Below are 25,770 nucleotides of genomic sequence, written 5' to 3' on the forward strand. Positions count from 1 at the left end.
CCTCCAGTGTGGGTGTCTGGGCCCACGTCGTTTCTGGCGACCGCCCGGTGTGGTGACGGCGCCCCCACACCCCGTCACGTCTATAATGGACGAGTTTGGAACGCGAAGGGAGTGACATGGCCCCATCCGAGAACCCGGTCGAGCTCTTCGGGCTCAGGCTCGCCCACGTCGGCATCAACACCACCACGCCCGAGGACGCGGCGTCCACCGCCGACGCCCTCTGCGCCCTGCTCGGCATCGAGCGCGGCGAGGAGCCCTTCCCCGTGTCATCGTTCGCCGGCAGCCTCGTCGAGGTCATGAACAACGGCGGACGCGGGAGCAAGGGCCACATCGGCCTGCACGTCGACGACATCGACGCCGCCCAGGCCTGGTACGAGGCGCGCGGCGTCGAGTTCAACGAGGCCTCGCGCACGCTCTGCCCCGACGGCTCCGGCCGCACCTACCTCATCTACTTCAAGGAGGAGATCGCCGGCTTCGCGATCCACCTCACCATCGCCTAAAAGGGGCCAGGCCCCTTTTAGGCGACTTTCGACTTTCGGGACGGGAAACCAGGGAAGACACACGTGATCGCACTCGCAGACAAGATAACCAAGTCATTCGGCGGCAGGGTCCTCTACACCGGGGCCACGCTGCAGCTCAACGCGGGGGAGCGCTGGGCGCTCGTCGGGCCCAACGGCTCGGGCAAGACGACCCTCCTGCGCATCATCATGGGTGAGGAGAGCCCAGACGAGGGCACCGTGAGCTTCGCCCGCGACGTCACGGTGGGCTACCTCGAGCAGGAGACCCACCTCGCAGGCGAGAAGAGCGCGCTTTCCGAGGTGGTGGACTCCGCCCACGAGGTGAAGGAGATGGAGCGCCGCGTGCGCGAGCTCGAGCGCAAGATCTCCGAGACCGCCCCCGGAGACGAGCTCGACCGCCTGCTCGAGCGCTACGGCGCGGCCCAGGACCGCTTCGAGCGCCTCGGCGGCTACGAGCTCGAGGCGCGCGCCCGGCAGATCCTCGCCGGCCTCGGCTTTCCCGTCGAGGACTTCGACAAGCCCGCCTGCGACTTCTCCGGCGGCTGGCAGATGCGCATCTCGCTTTCCAAGCTGCTGCTGCGCCACCCCGACCTGCTGCTGCTCGACGAGCCGACCAACCACCTCGACCTCGAGAGCGTCCGCTGGCTCGAGCAGTTCCTCGCGGGCTACGACGGCGCCGTGCTTCTCGTCTCCCACGATCGCGCCTTCATGGACGCCTGCGTCTCCCACGTGGCAGCCGTCGAGAACCGCCGCATCACGACCTACACCGCCAACTACTCCGGCTACCTCAGGCAGCGCGAGGACAATCTCGAGCAGATGAGGGCCAAGCGCGCCGCCCAGGAGCGCGAGATCGCGCACATGCAGGTCTTCGTGGACAAGTTCCGCTACAAGCCCACGAAGGCCGCTCAGGCCCAGGAGCGCATGAAGAAGATCGAGCAGATCAAGAGCGAGCTCGTGATCTTGCCCGAGGGTACCAAGAAGGTGCACTTCTCGTTCCCCGAGCCACCGCGCACCGGGGACGAGGTCGTGAGCCTCGAGGGCGTCTCCAAGTCCTTTGGCGAGAACCACGTCTACTCGGGCGTGGACCTCAAGCTCTACCGCGGCGACCACGTGGCGCTCACCGGCCCCAACGGAGCCGGCAAGTCCACGCTCATGAAGCTCATAAACGGGCTGCTCGCGCCTGATGAGGGCACGGTCGAGCTGGGCAAGAACGTGACGAAGGCCTACTATGCCCAGCACCAGCTCGAGCAGCTGAACGAGGCCAACACCGTCCTCGCCGAGATGGACACGGTGGCAGCGGGCTGGACCACCTCCGAGGAGCGCCGCCTGCTCGGCGCGTTCCTGTTCCACGGCGACGACGTCGAGAAGCGCGTGGGCGTGCTCTCCGGCGGCGAGCGGGCGCGCCTGGCGCTCGCCAAGATGCTCGTGGCGCCCGACCCGCTGCTTCTGCTCGACGAGCCCACGAACCACCTCGACATCGACTCGGTCGACGTGCTGGAGCGCGCGCTCGTTGACTTCAAGGGCACGATCGTGCTCATCTCCCACGACGAGCACCTCGTGCGCGCCGTGGCAAACAAGGTCGTCGACGTCCGCGACCACAGGGTGACCGTGTACGACGGCGACTACGACTACTTCCTCTTCAAGCGTGCCGAGCTCGAGGCCCGCGCGGCGGGGGAGGCGACCCCGGCGCCCGTCGCCGCCAAGGCGGCGGCCGAGGCCGCGCCCGCCACCGGACGCAACGTCAAGACCCGCGAGCAGCGCCGCGCCGAGGCCGAGGAGCGCAACCGCCGGAACCGCGCGCTCAAGAAGGAGCGCGACCGCCTCAGGCAGGTGGAGGCGGCGCTCGAGCCCGCGCAGGCGCGCCTCGCGGAGCTCGAGACCCTCATGGCGGACCAGGAGCTCTACAACGACGCCAAGCGCTTCGACGAGTGCATGTCCGAGTACGCCGCGCTCTCGAAGAAGGTCCCGGCCCTCGAGCAGGAGTGGCTCGAGCTCACCGAGAGGCTCGAGGAGGAGGGGGCCTCGCTTGGCTAGCGCCCTCGCATCGCGCCTGCCGCGAGCCGGCGCCGCCGCATGCCGCGCGCTTGCCGCCGTGCTCGTCGCCCTCGCCGTCGCCGACGCCGTCCTGCCGGCGGGGGCTCGCACGTCGCTGCTCCCGCTCAACGGGCTCGCCTCCCGCCTCCTTCCCGGCCCCATTTCGGGACTCTTCGTGTTTCAGACGCCCCTCGGGGGCGCGCTGCGGGGCGACTTCGTGCTCGCTGCTATCATGTTGCTCGCGCTCGCCTGGGCGCTGGGGCGCGCATCCGCCTCGATGCGCCGACGCGAGAGGGGATAGCCGTGGGGTACCTGACCGACAGGGTCGCGTCGATCGCCATCACCGTCGTGCTCGTCATGGCGTCGGCCATCGTTCACGAGGTGGCGCACGGCTGGGCGGCGCTGAGGCTCGGCGACCCCACGGCCAAGGAGGCCGGACGGCTCACGCTCGACCCGCGCGCGCACCTCGACGGCTTTGGCTCCATCGTCCTGCCCCTCATCATGGCCCTCGCCGGGGGGCCGGTCTTCGCGTTCGCGCGGCCCGTTCCGTACAACCCGTCCAGGCTGCGCCACCCGCGCCGCGACGAGGTCCTCGTCGCCCTCGCGGGACCCGCCTCGAACCTCGCGCAGGCGGTCGTGGGCGCGGCGCTGCTCGGGCTCCTCGACCGCTCCGTCGCGTGGATCGCCGCAACGTCGGCAGGGCTCGAGGTCGCGTACTGGGCGTACGCCATCCTGCTCGCCTACGTGCGAGTGAACCTCGTCCTGTGCTTCTTCAACCTCATCCCGCTGCCGCCACTCGACGGGTCCAAGGTCGTTCTGTTCTTCCTCACGGGGAGGGCCCGGGCGAGGTACTACGAGCTCCAGGGCTACTCGATGGCCATCCTGCTCGCCGTCCTCTACGTCCTTCCCGGCCTCCTGCACGTCGACCCGCTCTCGTCCTACCTCGACGCCACGGCGGGCACCGTCATGCGGGTCCTTCTCGGCTGGGCGGTGGGCTAGGTGTCGTACCGCGTCCGGACGCAGGCATACTCGGGGCCCTTCGACCTCCTGCTTCAGCTCGTGACGAGGCAGAAGGTGACGATCGGCGCCATCTCGATCTCGGAGGTCGCCAACCAGTACCTCGAGGAGGTCGAGCGCATGCGCGACCTCGACCTCGACGTCGCGAGCGACTTCGTGCTCGTGGCCTCGACCCTGCTCGACATCAAGGCCGCCTCGCTCGTCCCCGACGAGCCCCTCGTGCGCGTCCCGGCTGACGACGAGGAGGATGACGACCTCGCTGACCTCTCGCCCGACGAGGCGCGCGAGGTCCTCATCGCCCGCCTCGTGGCCTACAAGCAGTTCAGGTCAGCCGCGGCATCGCTCGCCGCGCGCGCGGAGGCGGAGGGGCGCATGCACCCCCGGACCGTCGGCCCCGACCCGGACTTCCTCGGCCTCATGCCGGACTACCTGGAGGGCATAACGCTCAGGAGCCTCGCCGTCATCTGCGCCGACATAGACTCCAGGCGCGAGACGTTCCTGCTCGAGGCCGAGCACGTGGCCCCCCGGCGCCTGCCCGTGGCCCTCACCATCGCCGCGGTCGACCGCGTGGTCCGCGCGCGCGGCAGCGTCTCGTTCAGCGAGCTTTTGGACGGGCAGGACGACGCCGAGACCGTCGTCGCCAACTTCCTGGCCGTGCTCGAGCTCTACAAGCGCGGGCTCGTCCGCGTGCGGCAGGACGAGCTCTTCGGGGAGATCGACGTCACCCACGTCGAGGGCGCGGAGGCCTACCAGCCCGAGGTGGGCTACGATGATGGAGACGACGCCTAGGGGCGCGGCCGCGCCGCGGCGTCACGTACGGAGGGAGGGCTCGTGAGCGGGCTCGAACGCATGGAATCCGGATCGCTCAAGGGGCTGCTCGAGGCGCTGCTCCTCGTCTCCGACGACTCGGTCCCCGCGACCGAGCTCGCGCGCGCCGCGGGCGCCGAGCCCGGCGAGGTCGCCTCCGCGCTCGCGGAGCTCGCGGCCGAGTACGCGGACGCGAACCGGGGGTTCCAGCTCCGCGAGGTCGCGGGCGGCTGGCGGCTCTTCACCCACCCCGCCTACCATGACGAGGTCGCCGACTACGTCCTCTCCTGGGACACCCGCCGGCTCTCGCAGGCCGCCCTCGAGACGCTCGCCGTCATCGCATACCACCAGCCCGTCACCCGCGAGGGGGTCCGCGCCATCCGCGGCGTCAACTCCGACGGCGTCATAGGCTCGCTCAAGGAGAAGGGCCTCGTCCGCGAGGTCGGCCGCGAGCGGGACCGCGGCCAGGCCCAGCTCTGGGGCACGACGCGCCTGTTCCTCGAGCACTTTGGGCTGAGAAGCCTCCGCGACCTGCCCCCGCTCGAGGACTTCGCCCCGGACGAGGAGTCGCGCAGGTTCATCCGCGAGCGGCTCTCGGGGCGCTCCATCGGCTCGACCCTCGAGGAGACCGAGGCCGACCTCGAGGAGGAGGCGGACCTGCTTGGCCCCGAAGGCGATCCCGACGGCCCGGACGAGGACGCGCGCGATGAGTGAGCCGCTGCGCGAGAGCGGCGTCTACCCCATGCGCCTCCAGCGCTTCCTCGCGCGCGCCGGCGTCGCGAGCAGGCGCGGCTCGGAGCGGCTCATGACGGCCGGCCGCGTGCGCGTGAACGGCGTCGTCGTGACCGAGCTCGGGAGCAAGGTCGACCCGGAGAGAGACGTCGTGACCGTCGACGGCATGCCCTGCCGGCTCGAGGCTCGCCCGGTCGACATCGTGCTCAACAAGCCCTCCGGCTACGTGACCACCATGAGCGACCCGCAGGGGCGTCCCACCGTGGCCGAGCTCGTGCCCGCCCGCGAGCACCCGGGGCTCTTCCCGGTGGGTCGGCTCGACCTCGACACGACGGGCCTTCTGCTCTTCACGACGGACGGCGACCTCGGCCAGGCGCTCCTCCACCCGTCGCGCCACGTCGAGAAGCACTACGTCGCCCTCGTCTCGGGCACGCCCTCCGAGCGCGACCTCGACCGCCTGAGACGCGGTATCATGCTCGAGGACGGGCCTGCGGCCCCGGCCGGGGCCGAGCTCATCGACCCCTCGGACCCGCTCTTCGCTCTCGTCGCCCCCCGCGGGGCGGGGCGGACGGGGGGCGGGGAGCCCAACGCGGTCGTGGGGATCACCATCCACGAGGGCCGCAAGCACCAGGTGAAGAAGATGCTGCTCGCGGTGGGGCATCGCGTCCTCGCGCTCCATCGAGACGCCTTCGGCCCGCTCGGGCTCGCGGGGCTCCCCGAGGGCTCGTGGCGCGAGCTCAGCGAGGCCGAGTCCCGCGCGCTGCGCGAGCGGCCGGCGGGACGCCCCTCCCGGAGCGGCCCCGGGCGGCAGGAACGAAGATTGGGGATTCGATGATCGTTGCCATCGACGGGCCCTCGGGCTCGGGAAAGTCATCGGTCGCGCGCGAGGTCGCGCGGCGGTGCGGCCTTACCTACCTCGACACGGGGGCGATGTATCGCTCGGTCGCCCTCGCCTGCCTCGATGCGGGCGTCGACCCGGAGAAGGAGGACGCCGTGGCGCGCGTGGCGCGCGACGCGCGCATCGAGTTTCTCGCCGACGGGGACGCCCAGCGGGTCCTTCTCGACGGGCGTGACGTGACGAGCCAGATCCGCACCCCCGAGGTCGAGCTCGCGGTCTCCCCGGTCTCGGCCAACCCGCGCGTCCGCGAGACCATGGTCGAGCTCCAGCGCGCCTTCGGCGCGAGCGGAGACGTCGTCGCCGAGGGGCGCGACATCGGCACGGTGGTGTTCCCGGCCGCCGACGTCAAGGTCTTCCTCAGCGCCTCGCCCGAGGCCCGCGCCCGCCGGCGCGCCGTCCAGCGCGGCGGCGGCAACCTCGCGACCGGCGACGTCGTTGCCGTCGACGCGGACGCCGAGCGCGCGATCCTCGCCGACCTCGTGCGCCGCGACGCATACGACTCCAGCCGCGAGGCGTCCCCGCTGCGCCCGGCCGCCGACGCGCGCCACATCGACTCCTCCGAGCTCTCCTTCGAAGAGGTCGTCGCCGCCATCATCGCGCTCTCGCCGGAGCTTGCGGCGCGCGAGCAGGGGAGGCGCTCATGAGCGAGAGGGACGCGCGCGGCGAGAAGGGCGGGCGCATGCGCGCCTTCGCCGGAAACACCTTCGACGACTACTACGACCACGACCTGCGCGACCATCCGCTGCCCGGGCGCCTGCTCATCGGCGCCGTCGTGCGCATCCTGTGGCTGGTGACCAAGCTCCTGTGGCCGTGGCGCATCGAGCGGGCCGAGCACCTGCTCGGCGACGCCCGCGGGCGCGTGATCATCATGAACCACGAGTCCATGCTCGACCCCGTCGTCGTGGTGGTGACGATGTGGCTCGCCCACGTCCCGGTGCGCATCGTCTACAAGAGCGAGTTCGACAAGCTGCTCCCCGCCACCTGGCTCTTCTCGCGTGCGGGCGGCTTTCCCGTCGAGCGCGGCACCGCCGACATGAAGGTCGTCCGGCGCGCCCGCGCCATGCTCTCCCGCGGGGAGTGCGTCCTCATCTACCCCGAGGGGACGCGCGTCCGCGACGACGCGGAGCAGCAGTCCCACGGGGGCTATGCGATCATGGCCCAGCTCGCCAAGGCGCCGGTCCAGCCCGTCGCGATCGTCGGCGCCCGCCGCCTCCGCTTCCGCCGCCCCGTCTACGTGAGGGTCGGCGACCCGATCGAGTGGTCGGACCTGCCCGCGGGCAAGCGTAAGGAGCAGCTCGCCGAGATGGAGCGCGTCGGCATGGCGCGCGTCTACGAGCTGCGCGACGCCCTGCGCGATGACCACCCGGGGGTGGAGTGATGGCGCCCGAGATTCGCGTCGCCGCCGAGGCGGGGGCCTGCTACGGCGTCGAGCGCGCGCTTCACATGGTCGAGGCGGCCGCCGACGAGCGCTCGGGGGCCGTGCACACCCTCGGGCCGCTCATCCACAACCCCCGCGTCGTCTCGGGGCTTGCGGCCCGCGGCGTCGACGCCGTGAGCTCGCCCGACGAGGCCGCGGGGGACACCCTGCTGCTGAGGACGCACGGAACCGTCCCCGAGGAGGAGGCGCGCGCCCGCGAGCTCTGCTCGCGCGTCCTCGACGCCACCTGCCCCTTCGTGAAGAAGGTGCACCAGGCGGCGGAGCGCCTCTCGCGCGAGGGCTATCAGGTCGTCGTGGTGGGGGAGGCGGGGCACCCCGAGGTGGAGGCCACGCTCCCGCACGCGCCCGGGGCCGTCGTCGTCGGCTCCGCCGAGGAGGCCGCCGCGCTCCCGCACGCGCGCAAGGTCGGCGTCGTCGTGCAGACGACGGCGCGCCGGGTCCTTCTCGCCGAGGTCGTCGAGGCCCTGCTCGGCGTCGCCGAGGAGGTGCGCGTCATCAACACCATCTGCGAGGCCACCTCCGGCCACCAGGCGGCAGCCGACGCGCTCGCCCGGGAGGCCGACGTGATGGTCGTCATCGGCGGGCGCAACTCCGCCAACACCACCCGGCTCGCCGAGATCTCCGCGGCGAGCTGCCCCCGCACGCATCACGTCGAGGGCGACGACGAGCTGAGGCCGGAGTGGTTCGAGGGGGCCTCGCTCATCGGCATCACCGCCGGCGCGAGCACGCCCGCGAGTCAGATCGAGGCCGTCCGCGCCGCGATCGAGCGCATGGTGGAGGGGTAGCGAGCGCACGTTCTTCTCGCCCACGGCAAATTGCGCGCAAAATTGTACCGGTGCGTTTTTTGACTGGGCATAGAGATAGTTGTGCTTGTTTTTGTACGTTATTGGTGCGCGGGATGCGTCGGGCGAGAAGAACGGGGACAGCCGATGGTTGATCAGAGACGCGCGGACTACGCCTCGACGAGGGACCGGGCGCTCGGCGCCTGGGTCGCCGCCGTCGAGGAGGGGAGCCCCGCCTGGGAGGCCGGCATCGAGCCCGGCATGCGCATCGACCGCGTGAACGGCGTCGTGCCGCGCGATCTCATCGACTGGCGCTGGGAGGCCGACGGGGCCGCCTGCGAGCTCGAGGTCTTTGACCCCAGCGACGGCACCACGACGCCCTGCGAGCTCTGGCGAGAGCCGGGCCAGGACTGGGGCATCGACTTCACCGACGTCCTCTTCGACGGCATCCGCACCTGCGTGAACGCCTGCCAGTTCTGCTTCATGGCGATGCTCCCGCCCGAGGCGCGCTCGACGCTCACGCTGCGGGACGACGACTACCGCCTCTCCTTCCTGCAGGGCAACTTCGTCACGCTCACCAACGTCTCCGACGAGGAGGCCGAGCGCATCGTCGCCTGCGGGCTCTCGCCGATGAACGTCTCCATCCACGCCATCACGCCCGAGGTGCGCAGAAACCTCATCGGCCGCCGCGCCGACCGCGGCATCGAGGTGCTCGAGCGGCTGCTCGAGGGCGGCATCGAGGTGCACGCGCAGATCGTGCTCTGCCCGGGCATCAACGACGGCGCGGAGCTCGCCGCCACGCTCGACTGGGTTGAGGGGCGGGGCGGCATCACCTCGCTCGCCGTCGTGCCCCTCGGCTACACCAAGCACAGCAGGCGCTTCAAGAGCTCCTACTCGGACGACGTCGAGGCGTCGCGCGCGGTGGTGCGCCTCATCGAGCCCTATCAGCGGCGCGCGCGGGAGACCCTCGGGATCACGCGCTTCCAGCTCTCCGACGAGTTCTACGTCGACGCGCGCCTGCCCGTCCCTCCCGCCGAGACCTACGACGGCTACCCGCAGTTCTACGACGGGATCGGCATGCTCAGGAGCTTCCTCGACGAGACGGCGCTTGTCGCGCGGGAGCGCGCGGCTGACCTTTGCACCGTCGACGGGGCGCTTGCCGAGAGGGGCCTGCGCCTCGAGCTCGTCTGCGGCGAGGCGGCGGCCGAGACGATCGGCGCCCTCTGCCGCGCGCTCTCGCCCGACGGCAGGGCCGCCACGCATGCGATCAGAAACGACTACTTCGGCGGCGACGTCAACGTCACGGGCCTCATCGTCTCCGAGGACCTGCTCGCCCAGATGCCCGACGACCTCTCCGGCGCGCTCGTCGTGCTCCCCGAGGTCATGTTCAACTTCGATCGCCTCACCCTCGACGGCGACACGCAGGACCACATCCTCGAGGAGCTCCGCCGCCGAGGCGCCCTCGTGACCGTGAGCGTCCCGAGCCCCGGCGACTACCTCGACGCCCTTCTCGTCGTCCTTGGGCTGGCGTAGCGCGCGCCAATTACGTCGCGTTCGTCTGCCACATGTGCTCAATGTGGCAGACGAACGCGACGTAATTGGCGCGCGTGGGGGTTTTGCGCGCTCACGGGTCAAAACCGACCGCTCGTGGTATCCTTGCGACACCAATGGAATAGCAAGGAGACCAGATGCCTAAGCCCGTAGTCGCCGTGGTCGGCCGGCCCAACGTCGGCAAGTCCACGCTCGTCAACCGCATTGCGGTGAGCCGCGACGCCATCGTCCACGAGTCGCGCGGGGTCACGCGCGACCGCTCGTATCACGACGCCGACTGGAACGGCCGCGACTTCACCCTCATCGACACCGGCGGCATCGAGTCCGCTAAGTCCAAGGACGTCTTCGCCCCGCGCATTCGCGAGCAGGCGCTCATGGCCTGCGAGGAGGCCGACGTCATCGTCTTCGTCGTCGACGGCACGACCGGCGTGACCGACGAGGACGAGGAGGTCGCGCGCGTCCTGCGCCGCGTCGACAAGCCCGTGTTCCTCGTCGTCAACAAGAAGGACGACCCCGCCACCGAGCAGGACGGCCTCTGGGACTTCTACGCCCTCGGCGTCGGCGAGCCCCGCCCGCTCTCCGCCGGCCACGGCCACGGCACGGGCGACCTGCTCGACGACATCGTCGCCGCCTTCCCGGAGCAGACCGAGGACGAGCCCGAGGACGACATGCTGTCCCTGGCCATCGTCGGGCGCCCCAACGTGGGCAAGTCCAGCCTCGCCAACCGCCTCGCCAACAAGAAGCGCTCGATCGTGTCCGACGTCGCGGGCACCACGCGCGACGCCATCGACACCGTGATCGAATGGAAGGGGCAGCCCATCAAGCTCGTCGACACGGCGGGCATGCGCAAGAAGACGCAGGTCCACGAGGACGTCGAGTACTACAGCCTCGTGCGGGGACTCCAGGCCATCGACCGCGCGGACGTGTGCCTGCTCGTCGTGGACGCCACGATCGGCGTCACCGAGCAGGACCAGAAGGTCGCCGGCATGGCCATCGACCGCGGCTGCGGCCTCGTGCTCGTGCTCAACAAGTGGGACCTCGTGGAGACCGAGCAGCAGAGGAACGACGTCGTCGCGTCCATCGACAAGCGCCTCGCCTTCGCCCCGTGGATCCCCACCGTGAACGTCTCAGCCCTGACCGGCCGCGCCACGGACAAGGTCCTCGAGCTCGCCGTCCGCGCCGCGGCGGCCCATGCCGCCCAGCTCAGGACCACCGAGCTCAACGACCTTCTCGCCGAGATCCGCGAGGGCGGCCACACCCGCTCGGAGCGCGGCCGGCGCCTCAAGATCCAGTACGCCACGCAGACGGGCTCCAAGCCCCCCGTCATCTCCTTCTGGTGCAACGCGCCGGACCTCGTCGACGACAACTTCGAGCGGTTCCTCGAGAACCGCCTGCGCGCCCGCTTCGACCTCGTCGGCACTCCCGTGCGGCTCCGGTTCCGCCGCAAGTCCGAGGGAGGCGATCGCTGATGGGGGAGCTCGCCCTCTGGACGGCGCTGTTCGCCGCCGGCGCCTACCTCGTCTGCGGCATCCCCTTCGGCCTCGTGATCGCCCTGGCCATGGGCCACGTCGACGTGAGGACCGTCGGGTCGGGCAACATCGGGACCACCAACGTCGCCCGCTCGGTGGGCAAGGGCGCCGCGGCCGCGACGCTCGCATGCGACGTCCTGAAGGGCCTCGTCTGGATGCTCGTCTCGCGCTGGGCGATCGCCGCGCTCGCCCTGGGCGGCGACGTCGCCTCGCTCGACCACACCACCCTCTTCGGGACCGCGATGTCGGTCATGTTCCTCGCCTGCATCCTCGGGCACGTCTTCTCGCCGTACCTCGGCTTCCACGGGGGCAAGGGGATCGCCGTCGGCTTCGGCGCGGCGCTCGGGCTCTTCTGGCCGGTCGGGCTGGGCGCGCTGCTCGTCTTCGTCCTTCTCGCCGTGCCCACGCGCTACGTGTCGCTCGGCTCGCTCGCCGCGGCCGCGTCGCTTCCCGCGTGGTGCGCCCTGCTCGGGTTCCCCGCGGTCTCGATCGCGCCGGTCGTCGTCGCGGCCGTGGTCGTCATCTGGTCGCACCGCGAGAACGCCCGTCGCCTCATCCACGGCGAGGAGCGCCGCTTCTCGTTCCACAAGTCGGGCGAGAGGGTCGAGGGGGCCGAGAAGAGCGACGGTGAGGCTCGATGAGCGCCCGCGCCGGGCGCGTCGCCGTCATCGGGTCCGGCTCGTGGGGGACCGCGATGGCCGGGCTTCTCGCGCCGCACTGCGGGGAGGTCGCGCTCTGGTGCCGTGACGCCGCCGTGGCCGACGCCATCAGCGCCACGCGCCGCAACCCGCGCCACCTCGTCGACCACGAGCTCCCGGGAAACGTCGTGGCCACGTCCGACCGCGCGTGCGCGACCGCGGGCGCGGAGGTCGTCGTCCTCGCCGTCCCCTCCTCGTACCTGAGGGGGACGTGCGCCTCGCTCGCGGGCCTCGTTCCCGACGACGTGCCCCTGCTCGTGCTCACGAAGGGGGTCGAGGTCGGCACGAACGAGCTCATGCTCGACGTCGTCGCGGACGAGCTCGGCCACCGCGAGCGGATCGCCGTCCTCTCCGGCCCCAACCATGCCGAGGAGGTCTGCCTCGGCAAGCTCTCCGCCGCCGTGCTCGCCTCCGAGACCCCCGAGGTCGCGAGCCGCCTCCAGGGGCTCGTCGTCAGCCAGGGCTTCAGGGTGTACGTCTCCGGCGACGTCACGGGCGTCGAGATCTGCGGCGCCATCAAGAACGTCGTCGCCATCGCCTGCGGCGCCGCCGCCGGGTTCGGGGCGGGAGACAACGCGCTCGCCGTCATCATGACGCGCGGCCTCGCCGAGATCGGCCGCGTCGCGGCGGCGCTCGGCGCCGACCCCCTCACGCCGATGGGGCTCGCCGGCATGGGGGACCTCGTGGCGACCTGCACCTCGCGCCACTCCCGCAACCGCGCCTTCGGCGAGGCCCTCGCGGGCGGGGAGACGCTCGAGTCCTACGAGGCCCGCACGCGCATGGTCGTCGAGGGAGCGCGCGCCGCCGAGAGCGTGCTCTCGCTCGCGCGCTCCCGCGGGGTGGAGGTCCCCATCACCGAGGCGGTCCACGCCGTCCTCCACGGCAGGCTCGACGTGACCTCCGCGACGGACGCCCTCCTTGGGCGGCGCCCCACCGAGGAGTTCTACGGAATCTCAACGCAAGACAAGGAGAACGCATGATGAACGATGAGATCAGGGTCGCCCCCTCGGTCCTCTCCGCCGACTTCCGCCGCCTCGCCGACGAGCTCGCCGACGTCTCCACCGCCGACCTGCTGCACTACGACGTCATGGACGGCCACTTCGTCCCCAACCTCTCGTTCGGCATCGATCTTTTGCGCACCGTCAAGTCCGCGACGGAGCTCCCCGTCGACGTCCACCTCATGATCTCCAACCCCGACGAGATGGTCGAGCGGTATCTCGACGCGGGCGCGGACGTCGTCTCCTTCCACTACGAGGCGACCCCCCACGCGCACCGGCTCATCTCGCTCATCAAGGACCGGGGCGCCAAGGCGTCCGTCGCCATCAACCCGGCCACGCCCGTGTGCATGCTCGAGCCCATCCTCTGCGACCTCGACATGGTCCTCGTCATGACCGTGAACCCGGGCTTCGGCGGCCAGCGCTTCATCGAGTCGTCCCTGCGCAAGCTCCGCCGACTGCGCCGCATGTGTGACGAGCAGGGCGTGAACCCCGCGATCGAGGTGGACGGCGGCATCACGGCGAGAAACGCAGCCGAGGTCGCGGCCGCGGGCGCCAACGTCCTCGTGGCGGGCAGCTCCGTCTTCGGCGCCGCCGACCGCGCCGCCGCGATCGCGGCGATTCGCACGTCCGGCACGAGCGGCACGTCGAGGAGGGCGTAGCTGCCGTGACGCGACCAACCTATCTCGACTACGCCGCCTCGGCGCCCGCGCGCGAGGAGTCGCTCGACGCGGAGCGCGCCTACGAGGCGAGCGAGATCGCCGGGGCCAACCCCAACTCGCTCCACACGCTCGGGCGCGCCGCCGCCCGCGCGCTCGACGGCGCCCGGGCCGACATCGCGCGCTGCGCGGGCGGCCGCTTCAGGCCCTCCGACGTCATCTTCACCTCGGGCGGCACCGAGTCGAACAACCTCGCGGTCCTCGGCCTCGCCGAGGGCGCCCGGGCCCGCGACTCGCGCCGGCGCGCCGTCGTGCTCTCCCAGATCGAGCACGACTCGGTCCTCGACCTCGCCCCGGTCCTGCGCGACCGCGGCTTCGAGGTGCGCCTCGCCGCCGCCGGCCCCGACGGGGTCGTGCGCCCCGAGGGCCTCGAGGGGCTCGTCGACGGGAGCTGCGCGCTCGTCTCGGTGATGGCGGCGAACAACGAGACCGGCGCCTGCCAGCCCACGGGCGCGCTCGCCCGCACCGCGCACGCCGCCGGAGCGCTCTTCCACACGGACGCCGTCCAGGCCTTCGGGCACCTGGCGCTCGACCTTGCCGAGGTCGACGCCGCGAGCGTCGCCGCCCACAAGCTCGGCGGCCCCGTCGGCGTGGGCGCGCTGCTCGTCCGCGGGCGCGCGGCGATGAGGCCGCTCACGTTCGGCGGGGGGCAGGAGCGCGGCATGCGCGCGGGCACCCAGGACGTGCGCGGCGCGCTCGCCTTCGCCGCGGCCGCCCGTGCGGCCTGCGCGGCGCTGCCCGAGGTCGCCGCCGAGGTCTCCCGGCGCGCCGACAGGCTCGTCCGCACCCTCTGCGCGCCGGGCAGCGGCATCGTGGAGACGACGGCGCTGCCCTACGACGGGTCCTCGCGGCTTCCCGGCATCGTCAGCGTCATGGTGCCCGGGCTCGACTCCGAGACGCTCGTCCTCGAGCTCGACCAGGCCGGCTTCGAGGTCTCCGCCGCGTCGGCCTGCTCCTCCGGCTCGCTCGACGCGAGCCACGTCCTTCTCGCCATGGGCGTCCCGCGTGAGAGCGCCCTCGGGTCGCTGCGCGTCTCGTTTGACGAGCGCGTCGCCGAGCGGGACCTCGAGCGCCTCGCCGAGGCGCTCCTCGACATCGTACGTGACCATGCCCGCGACCGACGCCGCGGGCGCAGATAGCAAGGGGAACCGATGACCGAAGCAGCAGCACTCCTCTCCCTCCAGGACCTCGACCTCAGGCTCCTCAAGCTCGCCTCGAGCCTTGCCAAGATGCCGCAGCAGGCCCGCCTCAAGACGATCGAGCTGGCGCGCAAGAAGGTCGCCGCCGAGCTCACGGGCATCGTCGGGCAGCGCAAGGACGCTCAGATAGAGATCGAGGAGACCGAGGCCGAGCTCTCGCACTACCGCGAGAAGTCCGCCGAGGTCCAGGCCCAGGCAGACTCCGGCGCCCTCACGCACCGGGAGCTCCGCGACTACGAGCGCCAGCTCACCTCGCTTGCCAAGAGGATCGAGAAGTGCGAGTTCGCGCTCGGCCCCGCGCGCGATCGGCTCGAGCGCCTCGAGCGCGCGGAGCGAAACGCGCGACGCACCGAGGAGCGCATCGAGTCCGAGCGCGCGGCCACGCAGGCATCGCTCGACGAGGGCTCGAAGAGCATCCGTGCGGAGATCGTCGCGCTCTCGCGCGAGCGCGAGGCAACGGCCGCCGAGCTCACCGCCGAGCACCTCGCCGCATACGAGGCCGCCAGGAAGCGCTTCAGGGGGCTCGCCGTCGAGCGGCTCAACGGCAACGTCCCCTCGGTCTGCCGCGTGAAGCTCCAGCCCAGCCAGTTCCACGACCTCTCCCACGGGGACGAGGTCACGGAGTGCCCGTACTGCCACCGCATGCTCATCACGTCCGAGGAGGGGCAGGAGTGAGCGGGGAGCGGGCCGTGCGGCAGGGGGGACGCAGGCCGCGCGTCCTTCTCGCCGTCTGCGGTGGGATAGCCGCCTACAAGGCGTGCGAGGTCCTGCGCGGCCTCCAGAAGGCCGGCTGCGACGTCCGCGCGACCATGACCGCCGACGCGGAGCGCTTCGTGGGGACTGCCACGTTCGAGGCGCTCTCCGGCGCCCCCGTGGCGACCTCGCTCTACGGCAACCCCGGCTCGCCCATCCCGCACATCGAGCTTGCCGAGTGGGCCGACACCGCCGTCGTGGTGCCGGCCACGGCCAACGTCATGGCGAAGATGGCCTGCGGGATCGCCGACGACAGCCTCACCACGACCATCCTCGCCTGCCCGTGCCCCGTGCTGGTGGCCCCGGGCATGAACGTCCACATGTGGCAGAACCCCGCCACGCAGGCAAACGCCATGACCCTCCGCGCGCGCGGCGTGAGCTTCGTGGGACCGGACAGCGGGCGGCTCGCCTGCGGCGACGTGGGCGAGGGCAAGCTCGCGGGCGTGGGCGAGATAGTCGCCGCGGCGCTGGCGCTTCTCGTCCCGAACGACCTCGCAGGCGTTCGGCTGCTCGTGAACGCCGGCCCCACGCACGAGGCCATCGACCCCGTGCGCTACATCGCCAACCGCTCCACCGGGAAGATGGGGTACGCGATCGCAGAGGCCGCCGCGCGGCGCGGCGCCGAGGTGACGCTCGTCTCCGGCCCCACGGCGCTCCCCGCGCCAGCCGGCGTGCGACGCGTGAGCGTCGAGAGCGCGGAGCAGATGCACGATGCCATGCTCTCCGCGTTCGCGGACGCCGACGCCGCCATCTGCAGCGCCGCCGTCGCCGACTACACGCCCGCCGCGCCTGCCGGCCACAAGCTCAAGAAGTCGCGCGAGCACCTAGACGCCATCGAGCTCGTCGAGACCGCCGACATCCTGGCAGACCTCTGCGCCGCCAAGGGCGGGCGCGTCGTCGTGGGATTTGCCGCCGAGACCGACGACCTCATCGCCCACGCCTCCGAGAAGCTCCGCCGCAAGGGGGCAGACCTCATCGTCGCCAACGACGTGAGCCGTCCCGAGTCCACCTTCGGGGCGGACACCAACCGCGTGGCGCTCGTCTCCGCCGCCGGCGTCGAGCAGCTCGAGACCATGCCGCTCGCCGACGTTGCCAACGCCATCCTAGACCGGGTCTGTGAATTGGGGACAGTCCCCAATTCACATAAATCATTTGTGTGAATTGGGGACTGTCCCCAATTCACAGACGGGAGCGCAAGGTGAAGGATCTGCTCATTGGGTGCCACCTCTCAACGGCCAGCGGCTACGCGGCCATGGCCGCCGATGCGGTGTCGATCAGCGCCACCACGTTTGCGTTCTTCACGCGAAACCCGCGCGGCGGCAACGCGCGCGAGCTGGACGACGCCGACCTCGCCGCGTTTCTCGGCACGCTTCGCGAGCACGGCATCGGCCCGCTCGTGGCCCATGCGCCCTACACGTACAACCTCTGCTCCGCGAAGCCCGAGACCGTGGAGTTCGCCCGTCGGGCCATGCGCGAGGACCTTGCCCGCATGGAGCGCCTCCCCGGCCACCTCTACAACTTCCACCCCGGATCCCACGTCAAGCAGGGTGCGGACGAGGGGGTTCGCCTCATCTGCGAGGGCCTGAACGAGGTCCTGGAGCCCGGCCAGCGCACCACGGTCCTCCTGGAGACCATGGCGGGCAAGGGCACCGAGGTCGGGCGCTCCTTCGAGGAGCTCGCGCGCATCATCGACGGCGTGGGGCACGACGAGCTTCTCGGCGTGTGCCTCGACACCTGTCACGTGGCCGATGCCGGCTACGACATCGTGGGCGACCTCGACGGCGTGCTCGACGAGTTCGACCGCGTGATCGGCCTCGACCGCCTGCGGGCCCTGCACCTCAACGACTCCAAGAACCCGCTCGGCTCCCACAAGGACCGCCACGAGAGGATCGGCGCGGGCACGCTCGGGCTCGAGACCTTCCGCGCCGTGGTCACGAGCCCGCGTCTTGCGGGCCTGCCGATGGTCCTCGAGACGCCGCAGCCCGGGCTCGACGGCTGGGCCGAGGAGATCGCCCTGCTCCGCGGGCTCGCGGCGGGGGAGTGAGGCGCGGGCGCCCTTCTCGCCACCCGCGCCGTGCGCCGGCCGTTCGAGGATTTATTACATGGAATAGAAGGGGGCAATTGGCTTCCGGCAGCCGTTTTCGGCGTCAAGGCGCCCGTTCCTACATGGAACTCCATGTAATAAATCATCGAACGGAACCGCCGGATGGCCCGCCGCGCGCCCCGCCCGCGCGGCCCCTATAATGGTCCAGGAACGCGACAGGAAGGAACCCGGGATGGGAATCCTCATAGGCCTCGAGCACGTTGGGCACGAGTGGCCCGGCAAGCGCGTGCTCGAGGACCAGACCATAGGCATCAACGAGGGCGAGCGCATCGGCATCGTCGGCCGCAACGGGGACGGAAAGTCCACGCTGCTGGAGATCGTGGGCCACGTGCTGGAGCCGGACGAGGGCACCGTGACATGGCGGCGCGGCATCAGCGTGGGCTACCTCGGCCAGGCAGACCAGCTCGGCGACAAGGACCCCGTGCGCCGCGCGATCTTCGGCGACGTCCCCGAGTACACGTGGGCCTCCGACGCGCGCATCCGCGCGATCCTGGACGAGCTGGTGGGCGACCTTGACCTGGACGGCCTCGTGGGCGAGCTCTCCGGCGGTCAGCGCCGCCGCGTGGACCTCTGTCGCGTGCTCTGCCACACCTGGGACGTCGTCCTCATGGACGAGCCCACCAACCACCTCGACCTCGCCGCCATCGAGTGGCTGGCAGACCACCTCAAGCGCCGCTGGCCGGAGGGGGAGGGCGCGCTGCTCGTGGTCACGCACGACCGATGGTTCCTCGACGAGGTCTGCGAGCACATGTGGGAGGTCCACGACCGCAGGGTAGAGCCCTTCGAGGGCGGGTACTCCGCCTACATCCAGCAGCGCGTCGAGCGCGAGCGCCAGGCGGCCGTCATCGAGGAGCGCCGCCAGAACACCCTGCGCAAGGAGCTCAACTGGCTCGCGCACGGCGCCAAGGCCCGCACGAGCAAGCCGAAGTTTCGCATCGAGGCCGCGCGTGCGCTCATCGCCAACGACCCGCCGCTCAGAAACCCGCTCGAGCTCAAGCGCCTCGCCGTGAGTCGGCTGGGCAAGCAGGTCATCGAGATGAAGGGCGTGAGCTTCAGCTATCCGGGCGGCCCGCGCGTGATCGACGGCGTGGACTGGCTCATCGGCCCCGGCGACCGCTACGGCATCCTCGGCGCCAACGGCGCGGGCAAGTCCACGCTGCTCGCGCTCATGACGGGCGCGCTCGAGCCGACGTCCGGCACCGTGAAGATCGGCGCGTCGGTGCGCTTTGGCTTCATGAGCCAGCACCTCGACGCGCTGGGCGAGAAGGACGGGTGGCGGGTGCTCGAGGTCCTCGGCTGCTACAAGCGGAGCTACCTCGTGGGCGGCAAGATGCAGAGCCCCACGCAGCTCATCGAGCGCCTGGGCTTCGAGCAGCGCGAGCTCACCAACTTCATCAAGGACCTCTCCGGCGGCCAGCGCCGCCGGCTGGCGCTTCTCTGCGTCATCCTGGAGGAGCCCAACGTGCTCGTGCTCGACGAGCCGGGCAACGACCTCGACACGGACATGCTCGCCGTGATGGAGGACCTGCTCGACAGCTGGCCGGGAACGCTGCTCGTGGTCTCCCACGACCGCTACCTCATGGAGCGCGTGACCGACGACCAGTTCGCGCTCATCGACGGCCGCGTGCGTCACGTCCCCGGCGGCGTTGACGAGTACCTGCGCCTGCTAGGCGAGAAGGACGCGGCCGCGCGACCCGCCCCCTCCGACGAGCCGCGCGCGGACGGTCCCTCTCGCCCCGCCGCGACCGGCCTCACCAACCAGGAGCGCCGCGAGCTCAAGAAGCGCTTCGACGCGGTGAGCCGCAAGCTCGAGAAGACCTCAGGGGAGCCCGACCGCCTGCGCGCGGAGATGGCCGCCGTGGACGCGAGCGACTACGCCGCGCTCATGGCCGCGCAGGAGGCGCTCGACGCGTGCCTCGCCGAGCGCGAGGCCCTCGAGGACGAGTGGCTCGAGCTCTCCGAGAGGCTCGGCATCGAGTAGGTCAAGAGCGACTGTCCCCTTTGACTCATAGGGCGGCGCGGAGGGCCGCCTCGAAGGCGTCGAGGTCGGCGGCGGAGGGGTGGCCAAGCGCGCGGTCGAAGTTCTCGATCATGGGGCCGAACTTCTTCGGGTCCTGCTCCGCCATCCTGACGTAGCGCTCGCGCACCGCGGGCGGCATCTGGCCCTGGCACATGAAGCGCCCGATCACCTCCGCCCCCTCGGGCAACGCGGACTGGAACCGGTCGAGCACGCGGTCGTAGTACGTCTGGCTGCCGCCGAAGCCGCAGGTGCCGAAGAGGAAGACGCGCTTTCCCTCGACCGCGGCGAGGGAGCCTGACAGCGCCGGGTCAAGTCCGCCCTTGTCGGTCCAGGAGCCCAGAAGGACCGTGTCGGCATCGGCGACGGAGTCGACGACCGCGTCACCCAGGACGTCTCTTGCCCGCTGGGCGAGCTTCGCGGTGTTTCCGGTCTTTGAGCTGCAGATGATTGCGCAGGTCATGATTCCTCCTCTGTTGGCTAGCCACCTTGTACCCCAGGGCGTGCTTCTAAACCTCCCACTTTGAGGTTTTCATGTCCACGCGCCCGCTGGGCAGGAAGCCGACGCCCTCCGCCTCGAGCATGCGCCTCTGCTCGCCCGGGCCCCCGAAGGCGAAGCCGGGCGCGAGGGAGCCGTCCGCGAAGACCACGCGGTGGCAGGGCACGCCACCGGCGACGCCTGGGCTGCCGTGCATGGCGTAGCCAACCTGACGGGCGCACCTCGGCGCGTCCATGAGACGCGCCACCTGGCCGTAGCTGGCCACGCGGCCCTTCGGGATCTGGCGCACCACGTCCCAGGCGCGCTCGAAGAACGACTGATCCATAGCGCCTCCAATCCGCTATGCTCAGGCTACACCAATCGAAGGGGGACCCCATCATGGAGCTCGAGAAGAACGCCGCCGCCCTGCTCGTCATCGACGCCATCGAGGCCGTGGGCGAGGACTCGCTCTACGACCCCGACGCCGCGACCGCCGCATACCGCACCGCAGTCGCGCGCTCCGTGGCCGCCTGCCACGCCGCCGGCGTCCCGGTGATCTTCTGCAACGACGCCCACGTCCGCGGCCTCGACCGCGAGCTCGAGCTCTGGGGGGAGCACGGCATCGCCGGCGAGTCCCGCATCTTCCCCGAGGTCGAGGTGGGGGAGGGCGACATCGTCATTCCCAAGCGTCGCTACTCCGGCTTCTTCCAGACCGACCTCGACCTCACGCTGCGCGAGCTGGGCGTCACGACCGTCATCGCCGTCGGCGCGGACACCAACATCTGCGTCCTGCACACCCTGGCCGACGCCTACTTCAACAACTACGCCTCCGTCGTGGTGACCGACGCCACGATGACCTTCCTCTGCGGCACCCAGGAGGGTGCGCTCGAGCACTGCGAGAAGTGCTACGGGTCCCAGCTCGTGACCGTCGCGGAGCTGGAGGCGGCGCTGGCGTAGCGGGGCACGGGCACGCCCCGCAAATTAATCCGCCCCCAGATGCCCATCGCATCGCATTTCCCCAGATGGCCCTTTTGCCTTCATGCCACAGGGCGGATTAATTATCGCCTGCACCTTCCCAGCGGGACGCACCACGACAAGAAACATGAAGGACGTTGGGGGCATCTCACCATATTCGCCGCCCCACCCATGCCGTTTCCGCATGACGCCTCATGCGGTATGGGAATTGTACATAATGACGCTGCGTCGCTAAACTGATCACCAGGATGTGGAAAAGGGACAGTCAATTTTCCACGCTTGGAAAGGAATGTGATGGACGAGAAGATCGTTGAGAACCGGACGTTCGACGAAGAGCGCGCAGTGTACGGACAGAGGGGCCTCTTCGTGCGCAACTGCCGTTTCGACGGGCCGGCGGACGGGGAGAGCGCCTTCAAGGAGTGCGAGAGCGTCACCGTTGACGGCGCCTTCATGAACCTGCGCTACCCGTTCTGGCATGACCGCGGCCTCACGCTCCGCGACGTCGAGATGACCGAGCTCTGCCGTGCCGCGCTCTGGTACTCCGAGGACGTCACGATCGAGGACAGCCGCCTGCACGGCATCAAGGCGCTGCGCGAGTGCTCGGACGTGCGGATGCGCGGCTGCGACATCGTCTCGCCGGAGTTCGGCTGGTCCACGCGCGGCATCGAGATGGAGGGCTGCACGGCCGAGAGCGAGTACTTCATGATGAGAGCGACCGGCCCGCGCCTCCGCGACGTGCGCTTCCAAGGAAAGTACTCGTTCCAGTACATAGAGGATGCCGTCCTCGAGGGCTGCGACCTCGACACCAAGGACGCATTCTGGCACGCGAGGAACGTCGTCGTGCGCGACTCGCGCGTGAGGGGCGAGTACCTCGGGTGGTACAGCGAGAACGTCACCTTTGAGAACTGCGTCATCCAGGGCACGCAGCCGCTCTGCTACTGCAAGGGCCTCACCCTCGTGAACTGCCGCATGGTCGGCTGCGACCTCGCCTTCGAGCGGTCTCACGTGCAGGCGCAGGTCACGACGCGGGTGGACAGCGTCAAGAACCCGCTCGAGGGGAGCCGCATCACGCTTCCCGCCGTGGGCGAGGTCATCCGGGACATCGAGGGCGCCACGGGCGTCGTCGAGGTGACGGGCGAGTAGGGCGAGAAGGACGGTGCACACATGCGCGCTTACCGCGGCAGCACGCAAGAAAGACCGTATAGAGGAGCCAAGTCCACAACGTAAACAACAACTACGGTTTGGGTCATGATTGCCTGAAGCAAATCGACCTATAAAAGATTCGCGGATGATTTCGGGACCGGAGGAGTTGCTGGCTTCAGGGATAGCCGCATCGCCATCTCCTGTGACTCCTACAGGCGGAGCAACGTTTTTCTAGCACACATAGATTGCCTCGGAAACCAAGAGGAAACTCTCAGAGCAAACGGCATGACTATCGAATGCCCACAATAATCCTCCTTGCTGCTCTCATAATGGCTGGATGCGACATTCCAAGGTCTTCAACAGAGAGCGCGCCTCCTAAACAGCGATATTCTGGATAAACCATTTGCCGAATTGTTTGCTCCGTTCAGGGCTTTCAGATTTAAATTTGCTATAGCCTGAAAATAGACTTAATCAGAGTTGAGGCATATCTGAGAGGCACGAAAACCATGTTGTATATCTCGTATTGTCGAATCAAACGTCTTCACTCTAGGTGCGTAGGACACTGACACAAGGAGTGAAAAATGAAGAAGAATGTTAAAAGGATCTTCCTCGGGCTAGCCCTCACAATTGCGATAGGCTTTGGGATTGCAGCGCCCGCACTTGCCGATTGGCAAGGGACATACGGGACTACGATATATTACAGCAACACCCATCTTGCAACTGGTGATCACGATGGCTATTACGGTCATGGGACTGTTTCTGTCGATTCCGGATGTGTTGCTGGAGGAATCTTCTGGTTTGAGATCGCGGGAGGCGGCCGCTGTACAAATATGGTCTCCGTAGAGCCTAGGCTAACAAGGACACTAACTTTTACTACTAACTTTACAGGCGGTGCGCAAGTCTGGGGAACCGCAAGCGGTACCGCTCCGTACTACATTTCCGGACGATATCGATTCAATGTAGTTTAGTTTCATATCTATATTGTCTGCTTTTTGCGTGAGAAGGTCGTAGATGAAACGTCATTGTACTGGCGTGCTTCGCCTTCAGATGCGTAGGGCAGTCGAATCCAAGACGCTGCCCTACGCGTTCCTCGCCCTCATGGCGCTTATCACGGTGTGCTTCGTCCAGTCGTGCCTCATGTTCTGGGGGCACGACGTGGGCGCCCTCCCGTCCGCGGCGACGATCTGGGTGGGGAACGGATGGAGGTCCAACGCCGGACTCATGACCTTCGTCACGAGTTACCTGCTGTTTCCGCTGAGCGCCGCTCTCTTCGCCGACTGCCTGTACGAGGACAGGAGTAGGGGCGCGGCCTATCTCATCGCCTCGCGCACGTCCCTGTGGGGCTACCTCCTTTCCGGCGCGCTCTGCTCCTTTGTCATCGCCTTCGTGATGACGCTTCTGGCCCTGCTCCTGTCTCAGGCCGTGGCGCTCATGGCCTTCCCGGCCACGGCAAGTCCCGACGCGTACTATGTGATGTACGACCTTGCCGCCACGAGCGACCTCGGGTTCTCCCTGCTCGAGGGCCAGCCCTTCTCAGGCCTGCTCTTCTCGAACCGCTATCTCTACAACCTGCTCTACTGCGTCTACGACGCCGCGTTCGCTGGCGCGATGGCGCTCGCGTCCTACGCCCTCTCGCTCTTCGTGAGGCGCAACCGACTCGTGGTGCTGGGCCTTCCCACCATGCTCCTCCTCATGCTCTCCGCCGTCGTGCCGCCCGCGTGCTCCGTCGCGGGGTTTCTCCTGCCCCAGTACGGCTCCGCCGGGACGCCCGAATGGCTGGTGCTCGCCACGCCCGCCCTCATCGCTGCCGTTTCCCTGCTCGTCGTCTGCGTTTCGTCGAAGGCACGAGGGGACGTGCTGAGATGAGGGGAGGTCGCATCAGGCAGCAGGGGCATGACCGGGCGCTTGTCATCGCGCTCGCCGTCCTTCTCGCCTTCGGGCTCATGAGGCTCGCGGGGGCGCGCCCCGAGAGCTTCATGAGCGCGCAGGGGACGCTCGGCAGCGCCTATCTCGCCTTTGTGGGCTCGAATCAGGCGACCTACCTCTACGTTCCGCTCTTCGCCTTCTGCGCCGCACGGTTCTTTCGCCCCCTCTCTTCGGCCATGTGGCTCGCGCGCAGCGCAGGCAGGGCGGCGGCCCTCGCGCGATTGCTCCCCGGGCTGGTCGCAAGGGCGCTCACCTTCTCGGCCGCGGTGCTCGCCCCGTCGCTCGCCGCGCTCGTGCTGCGCTCGTCGCTCGAGCCGGCCCCGGGGCAGGTCGTCGGCTTTTGCCTCGTCCAGCTCGCCTTCGAAACGGCCTTCTTCGTCATATGCGGGCTCGTCTACGCGACGTCCCGCCTGCTGACGCGATCCGGAGCCCTCTCGTTAGTTCTCACCGTCGTCTACGGGGCTTCCGACACCTTCGTCTCCTCGTTCGACCGCGCCCATGACGGCACGCTGTGGATGGGGTGGATGCTCATGGGGCAGGGCGACCCGGCGAGCCCCGTCGTCGCGCTCGCCGGCATACTCCGGCTGATTGCCATCGCGACGCTCCTCTATCTCATCGCGCGCCGGGCCGTGCGCTCACTAGACCTCCTTGAGGCGGAGCCTCACCATGACGCCGCGTAGCGCGCGGCCGCGGGTCGCATGCCTCGGGAGCGTTCGCCGCGGCCCCGTCCTCGCAGCGCTCGCGTGCGCGGTCCTGCGAGGGGCGCTCGCCTGGTACTTCAGGGGCATGGGACAGGGCGGGGCGCTCCTACTGTCGATGGGGGGAGGCGCCGTCGTCCCCGGTCTCATCGGGTCGTTCGAGCCGTTCGCGATGGTCCTCACCATTGCGCCGGACCTGCTCCTGTGCTACCTGCTTGCGGACTTCATGCCAGCCCGACTCTCCTCGGACGCGACGACGCTCCTCCCTCGGACGGACTCTCGGGCCTCATGGGCGGCGAGGTCCTGCGGGCGGCTCGTCCTTCTCGTCTGCCTCCACGAGGCGGCGTCCTGCGCAGTTGTCCTGGCGATGGCGCCCCAGGCGCTCAACGCCCTGCTGCTTTGCGCCCTTCTGAGCGCTGCGCTCCTCTCCGCCCTCGTGCTCTTGGTCAACCTCGTCGCGCTCCGGCGCGACGCCGTGGTCGGCTTCGCCGTGGTCGTCGGCGCGCACGTCGCCGTCCTTCTCGCCCTCTCCGCTGCTCCGTCGTCCCTCGCGCGCGGCCTTGCGCCGTGGCTCCCCTCCGCCCGCGGCGTCCCCGCGTGGCACGACGCCGTCTGCGCCCTCGCCGGGCTTTCGCCAGAGGCCGCGGCGAGCATGCGCCCCGAGGTATCGCTCGCGCTCCTACTGCTGCTGTCCGCCCTCGCGCTCTGCCTAATCGCACGCACGGTGCGGCGGGCAGACCTGCTCTGAACCGGGAGGTT

At 69.7% G+C, this 25,770-nt stretch carries 28 protein-coding genes; 26 read left to right on the plus strand and 2 right to left on the minus strand.

Going from position 1 to position 25,770, the window contains the following annotated elements:
• The first annotated feature begins 116 nt into the window (after window positions 1–116).
• The 20 genes from ACULPM_RS07685 to ACULPM_RS07780 all read left to right on the plus strand — a co-directional run bounded on the left by ACULPM_RS07685 (window position 117) and on the right by ACULPM_RS07780 (window position 19,755).
• Entirely contained in the window at window positions 117–500 is a 384-nt protein-coding gene (locus tag ACULPM_RS07685) for a VOC family protein (protein WP_445330927.1), read from the plus strand.
• Between the two features lie 63 nt (window positions 501–563).
• Entirely contained in the window at window positions 564–2,552 is a 1,989-nt protein-coding gene (locus ACULPM_RS07690) for an ABC-F family ATP-binding cassette domain-containing protein (protein WP_075280178.1), read from the plus strand.
• A complete protein-coding gene (locus ACULPM_RS07695; protein WP_075280177.1) occupies window positions 2,545–2,853 on the plus strand; it encodes a hypothetical protein in 309 nt (102 codons plus the stop codon). Before ACULPM_RS07690 ends, ACULPM_RS07695 begins: the two co-directional genes overlap by 8 nt.
• Before the next feature lie 2 nt (window positions 2,854–2,855).
• Window positions 2,856–3,551 (plus strand): site-2 protease family protein, encoded by a 696-nt coding sequence (locus tag ACULPM_RS07700; protein ID WP_235858651.1) that lies wholly within the window; start codon window positions 2,856–2,858, stop codon window positions 3,549–3,551.
• Window positions 3,552–4,358, plus strand: a complete 807-nt coding sequence (locus ACULPM_RS07705; RefSeq protein WP_075280176.1) for a segregation and condensation protein A — start codon at window positions 3,552–3,554, stop codon at window positions 4,356–4,358. It begins immediately after the preceding gene.
• Between the two features lie 60 nt (window positions 4,359–4,418).
• A complete protein-coding gene (scpB, locus tag ACULPM_RS07710) occupies window positions 4,419–5,090 on the plus strand; it encodes an SMC-Scp complex subunit ScpB (RefSeq protein WP_445331024.1) in 672 nt (223 codons plus the stop codon).
• Window positions 5,083–5,943, plus strand: coding sequence for a pseudouridine synthase (locus tag ACULPM_RS07715; protein WP_445330928.1), 861 nt, complete (start codon window positions 5,083–5,085; stop codon window positions 5,941–5,943). Before scpB ends, ACULPM_RS07715 begins: the two co-directional genes overlap by 8 nt.
• Window positions 5,940–6,650 carry a (d)CMP kinase gene (gene cmk / locus ACULPM_RS07720; RefSeq protein ID WP_445330929.1) on the plus strand — a complete coding sequence of 237 codons (711 nt, stop codon included), beginning with the start codon at window positions 5,940–5,942 and terminating at the stop codon, window positions 6,648–6,650. The genes ACULPM_RS07715 and cmk overlap by 4 nt, the downstream gene beginning before the upstream one ends.
• Window positions 6,647–7,384: a lysophospholipid acyltransferase family protein gene (locus ACULPM_RS07725; protein ID WP_445330930.1), complete on the plus strand. Its 738-nt coding sequence runs from the start codon at window positions 6,647–6,649 to the stop codon at window positions 7,382–7,384. Before cmk ends, ACULPM_RS07725 begins: the two co-directional genes overlap by 4 nt.
• Window positions 7,384–8,229, plus strand: coding sequence for a 4-hydroxy-3-methylbut-2-enyl diphosphate reductase (gene ispH, locus ACULPM_RS07730; RefSeq protein ID WP_075280173.1), 846 nt, complete (start codon window positions 7,384–7,386; stop codon window positions 8,227–8,229). Before ACULPM_RS07725 ends, ispH begins: the two co-directional genes overlap by 1 nt.
• A gap of 144 nt (window positions 8,230–8,373) precedes the next feature.
• Entirely contained in the window at window positions 8,374–9,759 is a 1,386-nt protein-coding gene (locus tag ACULPM_RS07735; protein WP_445330931.1) for a DUF512 domain-containing protein, read from the plus strand.
• Window positions 9,760–9,914: 155 nt separating this feature from the next.
• A complete protein-coding gene (der, locus tag ACULPM_RS07740) occupies window positions 9,915–11,246 on the plus strand; it encodes a ribosome biogenesis GTPase Der (RefSeq protein WP_075280171.1) in 1,332 nt (443 codons plus the stop codon).
• Window positions 11,246–11,947, plus strand: a complete 702-nt coding sequence (locus tag ACULPM_RS07745; protein ID WP_075280170.1) for a glycerol-3-phosphate acyltransferase — start codon at window positions 11,246–11,248, stop codon at window positions 11,945–11,947. The genes der and ACULPM_RS07745 overlap by 1 nt, the downstream gene beginning before the upstream one ends.
• Complete coding sequence (locus ACULPM_RS07750; RefSeq protein WP_445330932.1) at window positions 11,944–12,984, plus strand: NAD(P)H-dependent glycerol-3-phosphate dehydrogenase; 1,041 nt, start codon at window positions 11,944–11,946, stop codon at window positions 12,982–12,984. The genes ACULPM_RS07745 and ACULPM_RS07750 overlap by 4 nt, the downstream gene beginning before the upstream one ends.
• Window positions 12,981–13,661 carry a ribulose-phosphate 3-epimerase gene (rpe, locus tag ACULPM_RS07755; RefSeq protein WP_417801604.1) on the plus strand — a complete coding sequence of 227 codons (681 nt, stop codon included), beginning with the start codon at window positions 12,981–12,983 and terminating at the stop codon, window positions 13,659–13,661. Before ACULPM_RS07750 ends, rpe begins: the two co-directional genes overlap by 4 nt.
• A gap of 5 nt (window positions 13,662–13,666) precedes the next feature.
• Window positions 13,667–14,857, plus strand: a complete 1,191-nt coding sequence (locus ACULPM_RS07760) for a cysteine desulfurase family protein (protein WP_445330933.1) — start codon at window positions 13,667–13,669, stop codon at window positions 14,855–14,857.
• 12 nt (window positions 14,858–14,869) lie between these two features.
• Window positions 14,870–15,592, plus strand: coding sequence for a zinc ribbon domain-containing protein (locus ACULPM_RS07765; protein ID WP_445330934.1), 723 nt, complete (start codon window positions 14,870–14,872; stop codon window positions 15,590–15,592).
• Between the two features lie 14 nt (window positions 15,593–15,606).
• Window positions 15,607–16,830, plus strand: a complete 1,224-nt coding sequence (coaBC, locus tag ACULPM_RS07770; protein WP_445330935.1) for a bifunctional phosphopantothenoylcysteine decarboxylase/phosphopantothenate--cysteine ligase CoaBC — start codon at window positions 15,607–15,609, stop codon at window positions 16,828–16,830.
• Window positions 16,831–16,868: 38 nt separating this feature from the next.
• Window positions 16,869–17,714 (plus strand): deoxyribonuclease IV, encoded by an 846-nt coding sequence (locus ACULPM_RS07775; protein ID WP_445330936.1) that lies wholly within the window; start codon window positions 16,869–16,871, stop codon window positions 17,712–17,714.
• A gap of 232 nt (window positions 17,715–17,946) precedes the next feature.
• Window positions 17,947–19,755, plus strand: a complete 1,809-nt coding sequence (locus ACULPM_RS07780; RefSeq protein WP_445330937.1) for an ABC-F family ATP-binding cassette domain-containing protein — start codon at window positions 17,947–17,949, stop codon at window positions 19,753–19,755.
• A gap of 25 nt (window positions 19,756–19,780) precedes the next feature.
• On the opposite strand, the gene bilS is transcribed toward ACULPM_RS07780, so the two are convergent.
• Window positions 19,781–20,254, minus strand: coding sequence for a flavodoxin family protein BilS (gene bilS, locus ACULPM_RS07785; protein WP_445330938.1), 474 nt, complete (start codon window positions 20,252–20,254; stop codon window positions 19,781–19,783).
• 46 nt (window positions 20,255–20,300) lie between these two features.
• Entirely contained in the window at window positions 20,301–20,615 is a 315-nt protein-coding gene (locus ACULPM_RS07790; protein ID WP_445330939.1) for an MGMT family protein, read from the minus strand.
• A gap of 53 nt (window positions 20,616–20,668) precedes the next feature.
• Here ACULPM_RS07790 and ACULPM_RS07795 point away from each other — a divergent pair, with 53 nt between their 5' ends.
• The 6 genes from ACULPM_RS07795 to ACULPM_RS07820 all read left to right on the plus strand — a co-directional run bounded on the left by ACULPM_RS07795 (window position 20,669) and on the right by ACULPM_RS07820 (window position 25,759).
• Window positions 20,669–21,226, plus strand: coding sequence for a cysteine hydrolase family protein (locus ACULPM_RS07795; protein WP_445330940.1), 558 nt, complete (start codon window positions 20,669–20,671; stop codon window positions 21,224–21,226).
• A 312-nt stretch (window positions 21,227–21,538) separates the two neighbouring features.
• Window positions 21,539–22,387 (plus strand): DUF3737 family protein, encoded by an 849-nt coding sequence (locus ACULPM_RS07800; protein ID WP_445330941.1) that lies wholly within the window; start codon window positions 21,539–21,541, stop codon window positions 22,385–22,387.
• A gap of 581 nt (window positions 22,388–22,968) precedes the next feature.
• Window positions 22,969–23,355: a hypothetical protein gene (locus ACULPM_RS07805; protein ID WP_445330942.1), complete on the plus strand. Its 387-nt coding sequence runs from the start codon at window positions 22,969–22,971 to the stop codon at window positions 23,353–23,355.
• Window positions 23,356–23,398: 43 nt separating this feature from the next.
• The gene (locus ACULPM_RS07810) at window positions 23,399–24,253 is read left to right on the plus strand and encodes a hypothetical protein (protein WP_445330943.1); all 855 of its coding nucleotides are present in this window, start codon (window positions 23,399–23,401) and stop codon (window positions 24,251–24,253) included.
• Window positions 24,250–24,993 carry a hypothetical protein gene (locus tag ACULPM_RS07815; protein WP_445330944.1) on the plus strand — a complete coding sequence of 248 codons (744 nt, stop codon included), beginning with the start codon at window positions 24,250–24,252 and terminating at the stop codon, window positions 24,991–24,993. Before ACULPM_RS07810 ends, ACULPM_RS07815 begins: the two co-directional genes overlap by 4 nt.
• Window positions 24,980–25,759, plus strand: a complete 780-nt coding sequence (locus ACULPM_RS07820) for a hypothetical protein (RefSeq protein WP_445330945.1) — start codon at window positions 24,980–24,982, stop codon at window positions 25,757–25,759. Before ACULPM_RS07815 ends, ACULPM_RS07820 begins: the two co-directional genes overlap by 14 nt.
• The last annotated feature ends 11 nt before the right edge of the window (window positions 25,760–25,770 follow it).

Source organism: Thermophilibacter sp. ZX-H3 (assembly GCF_052599055.1).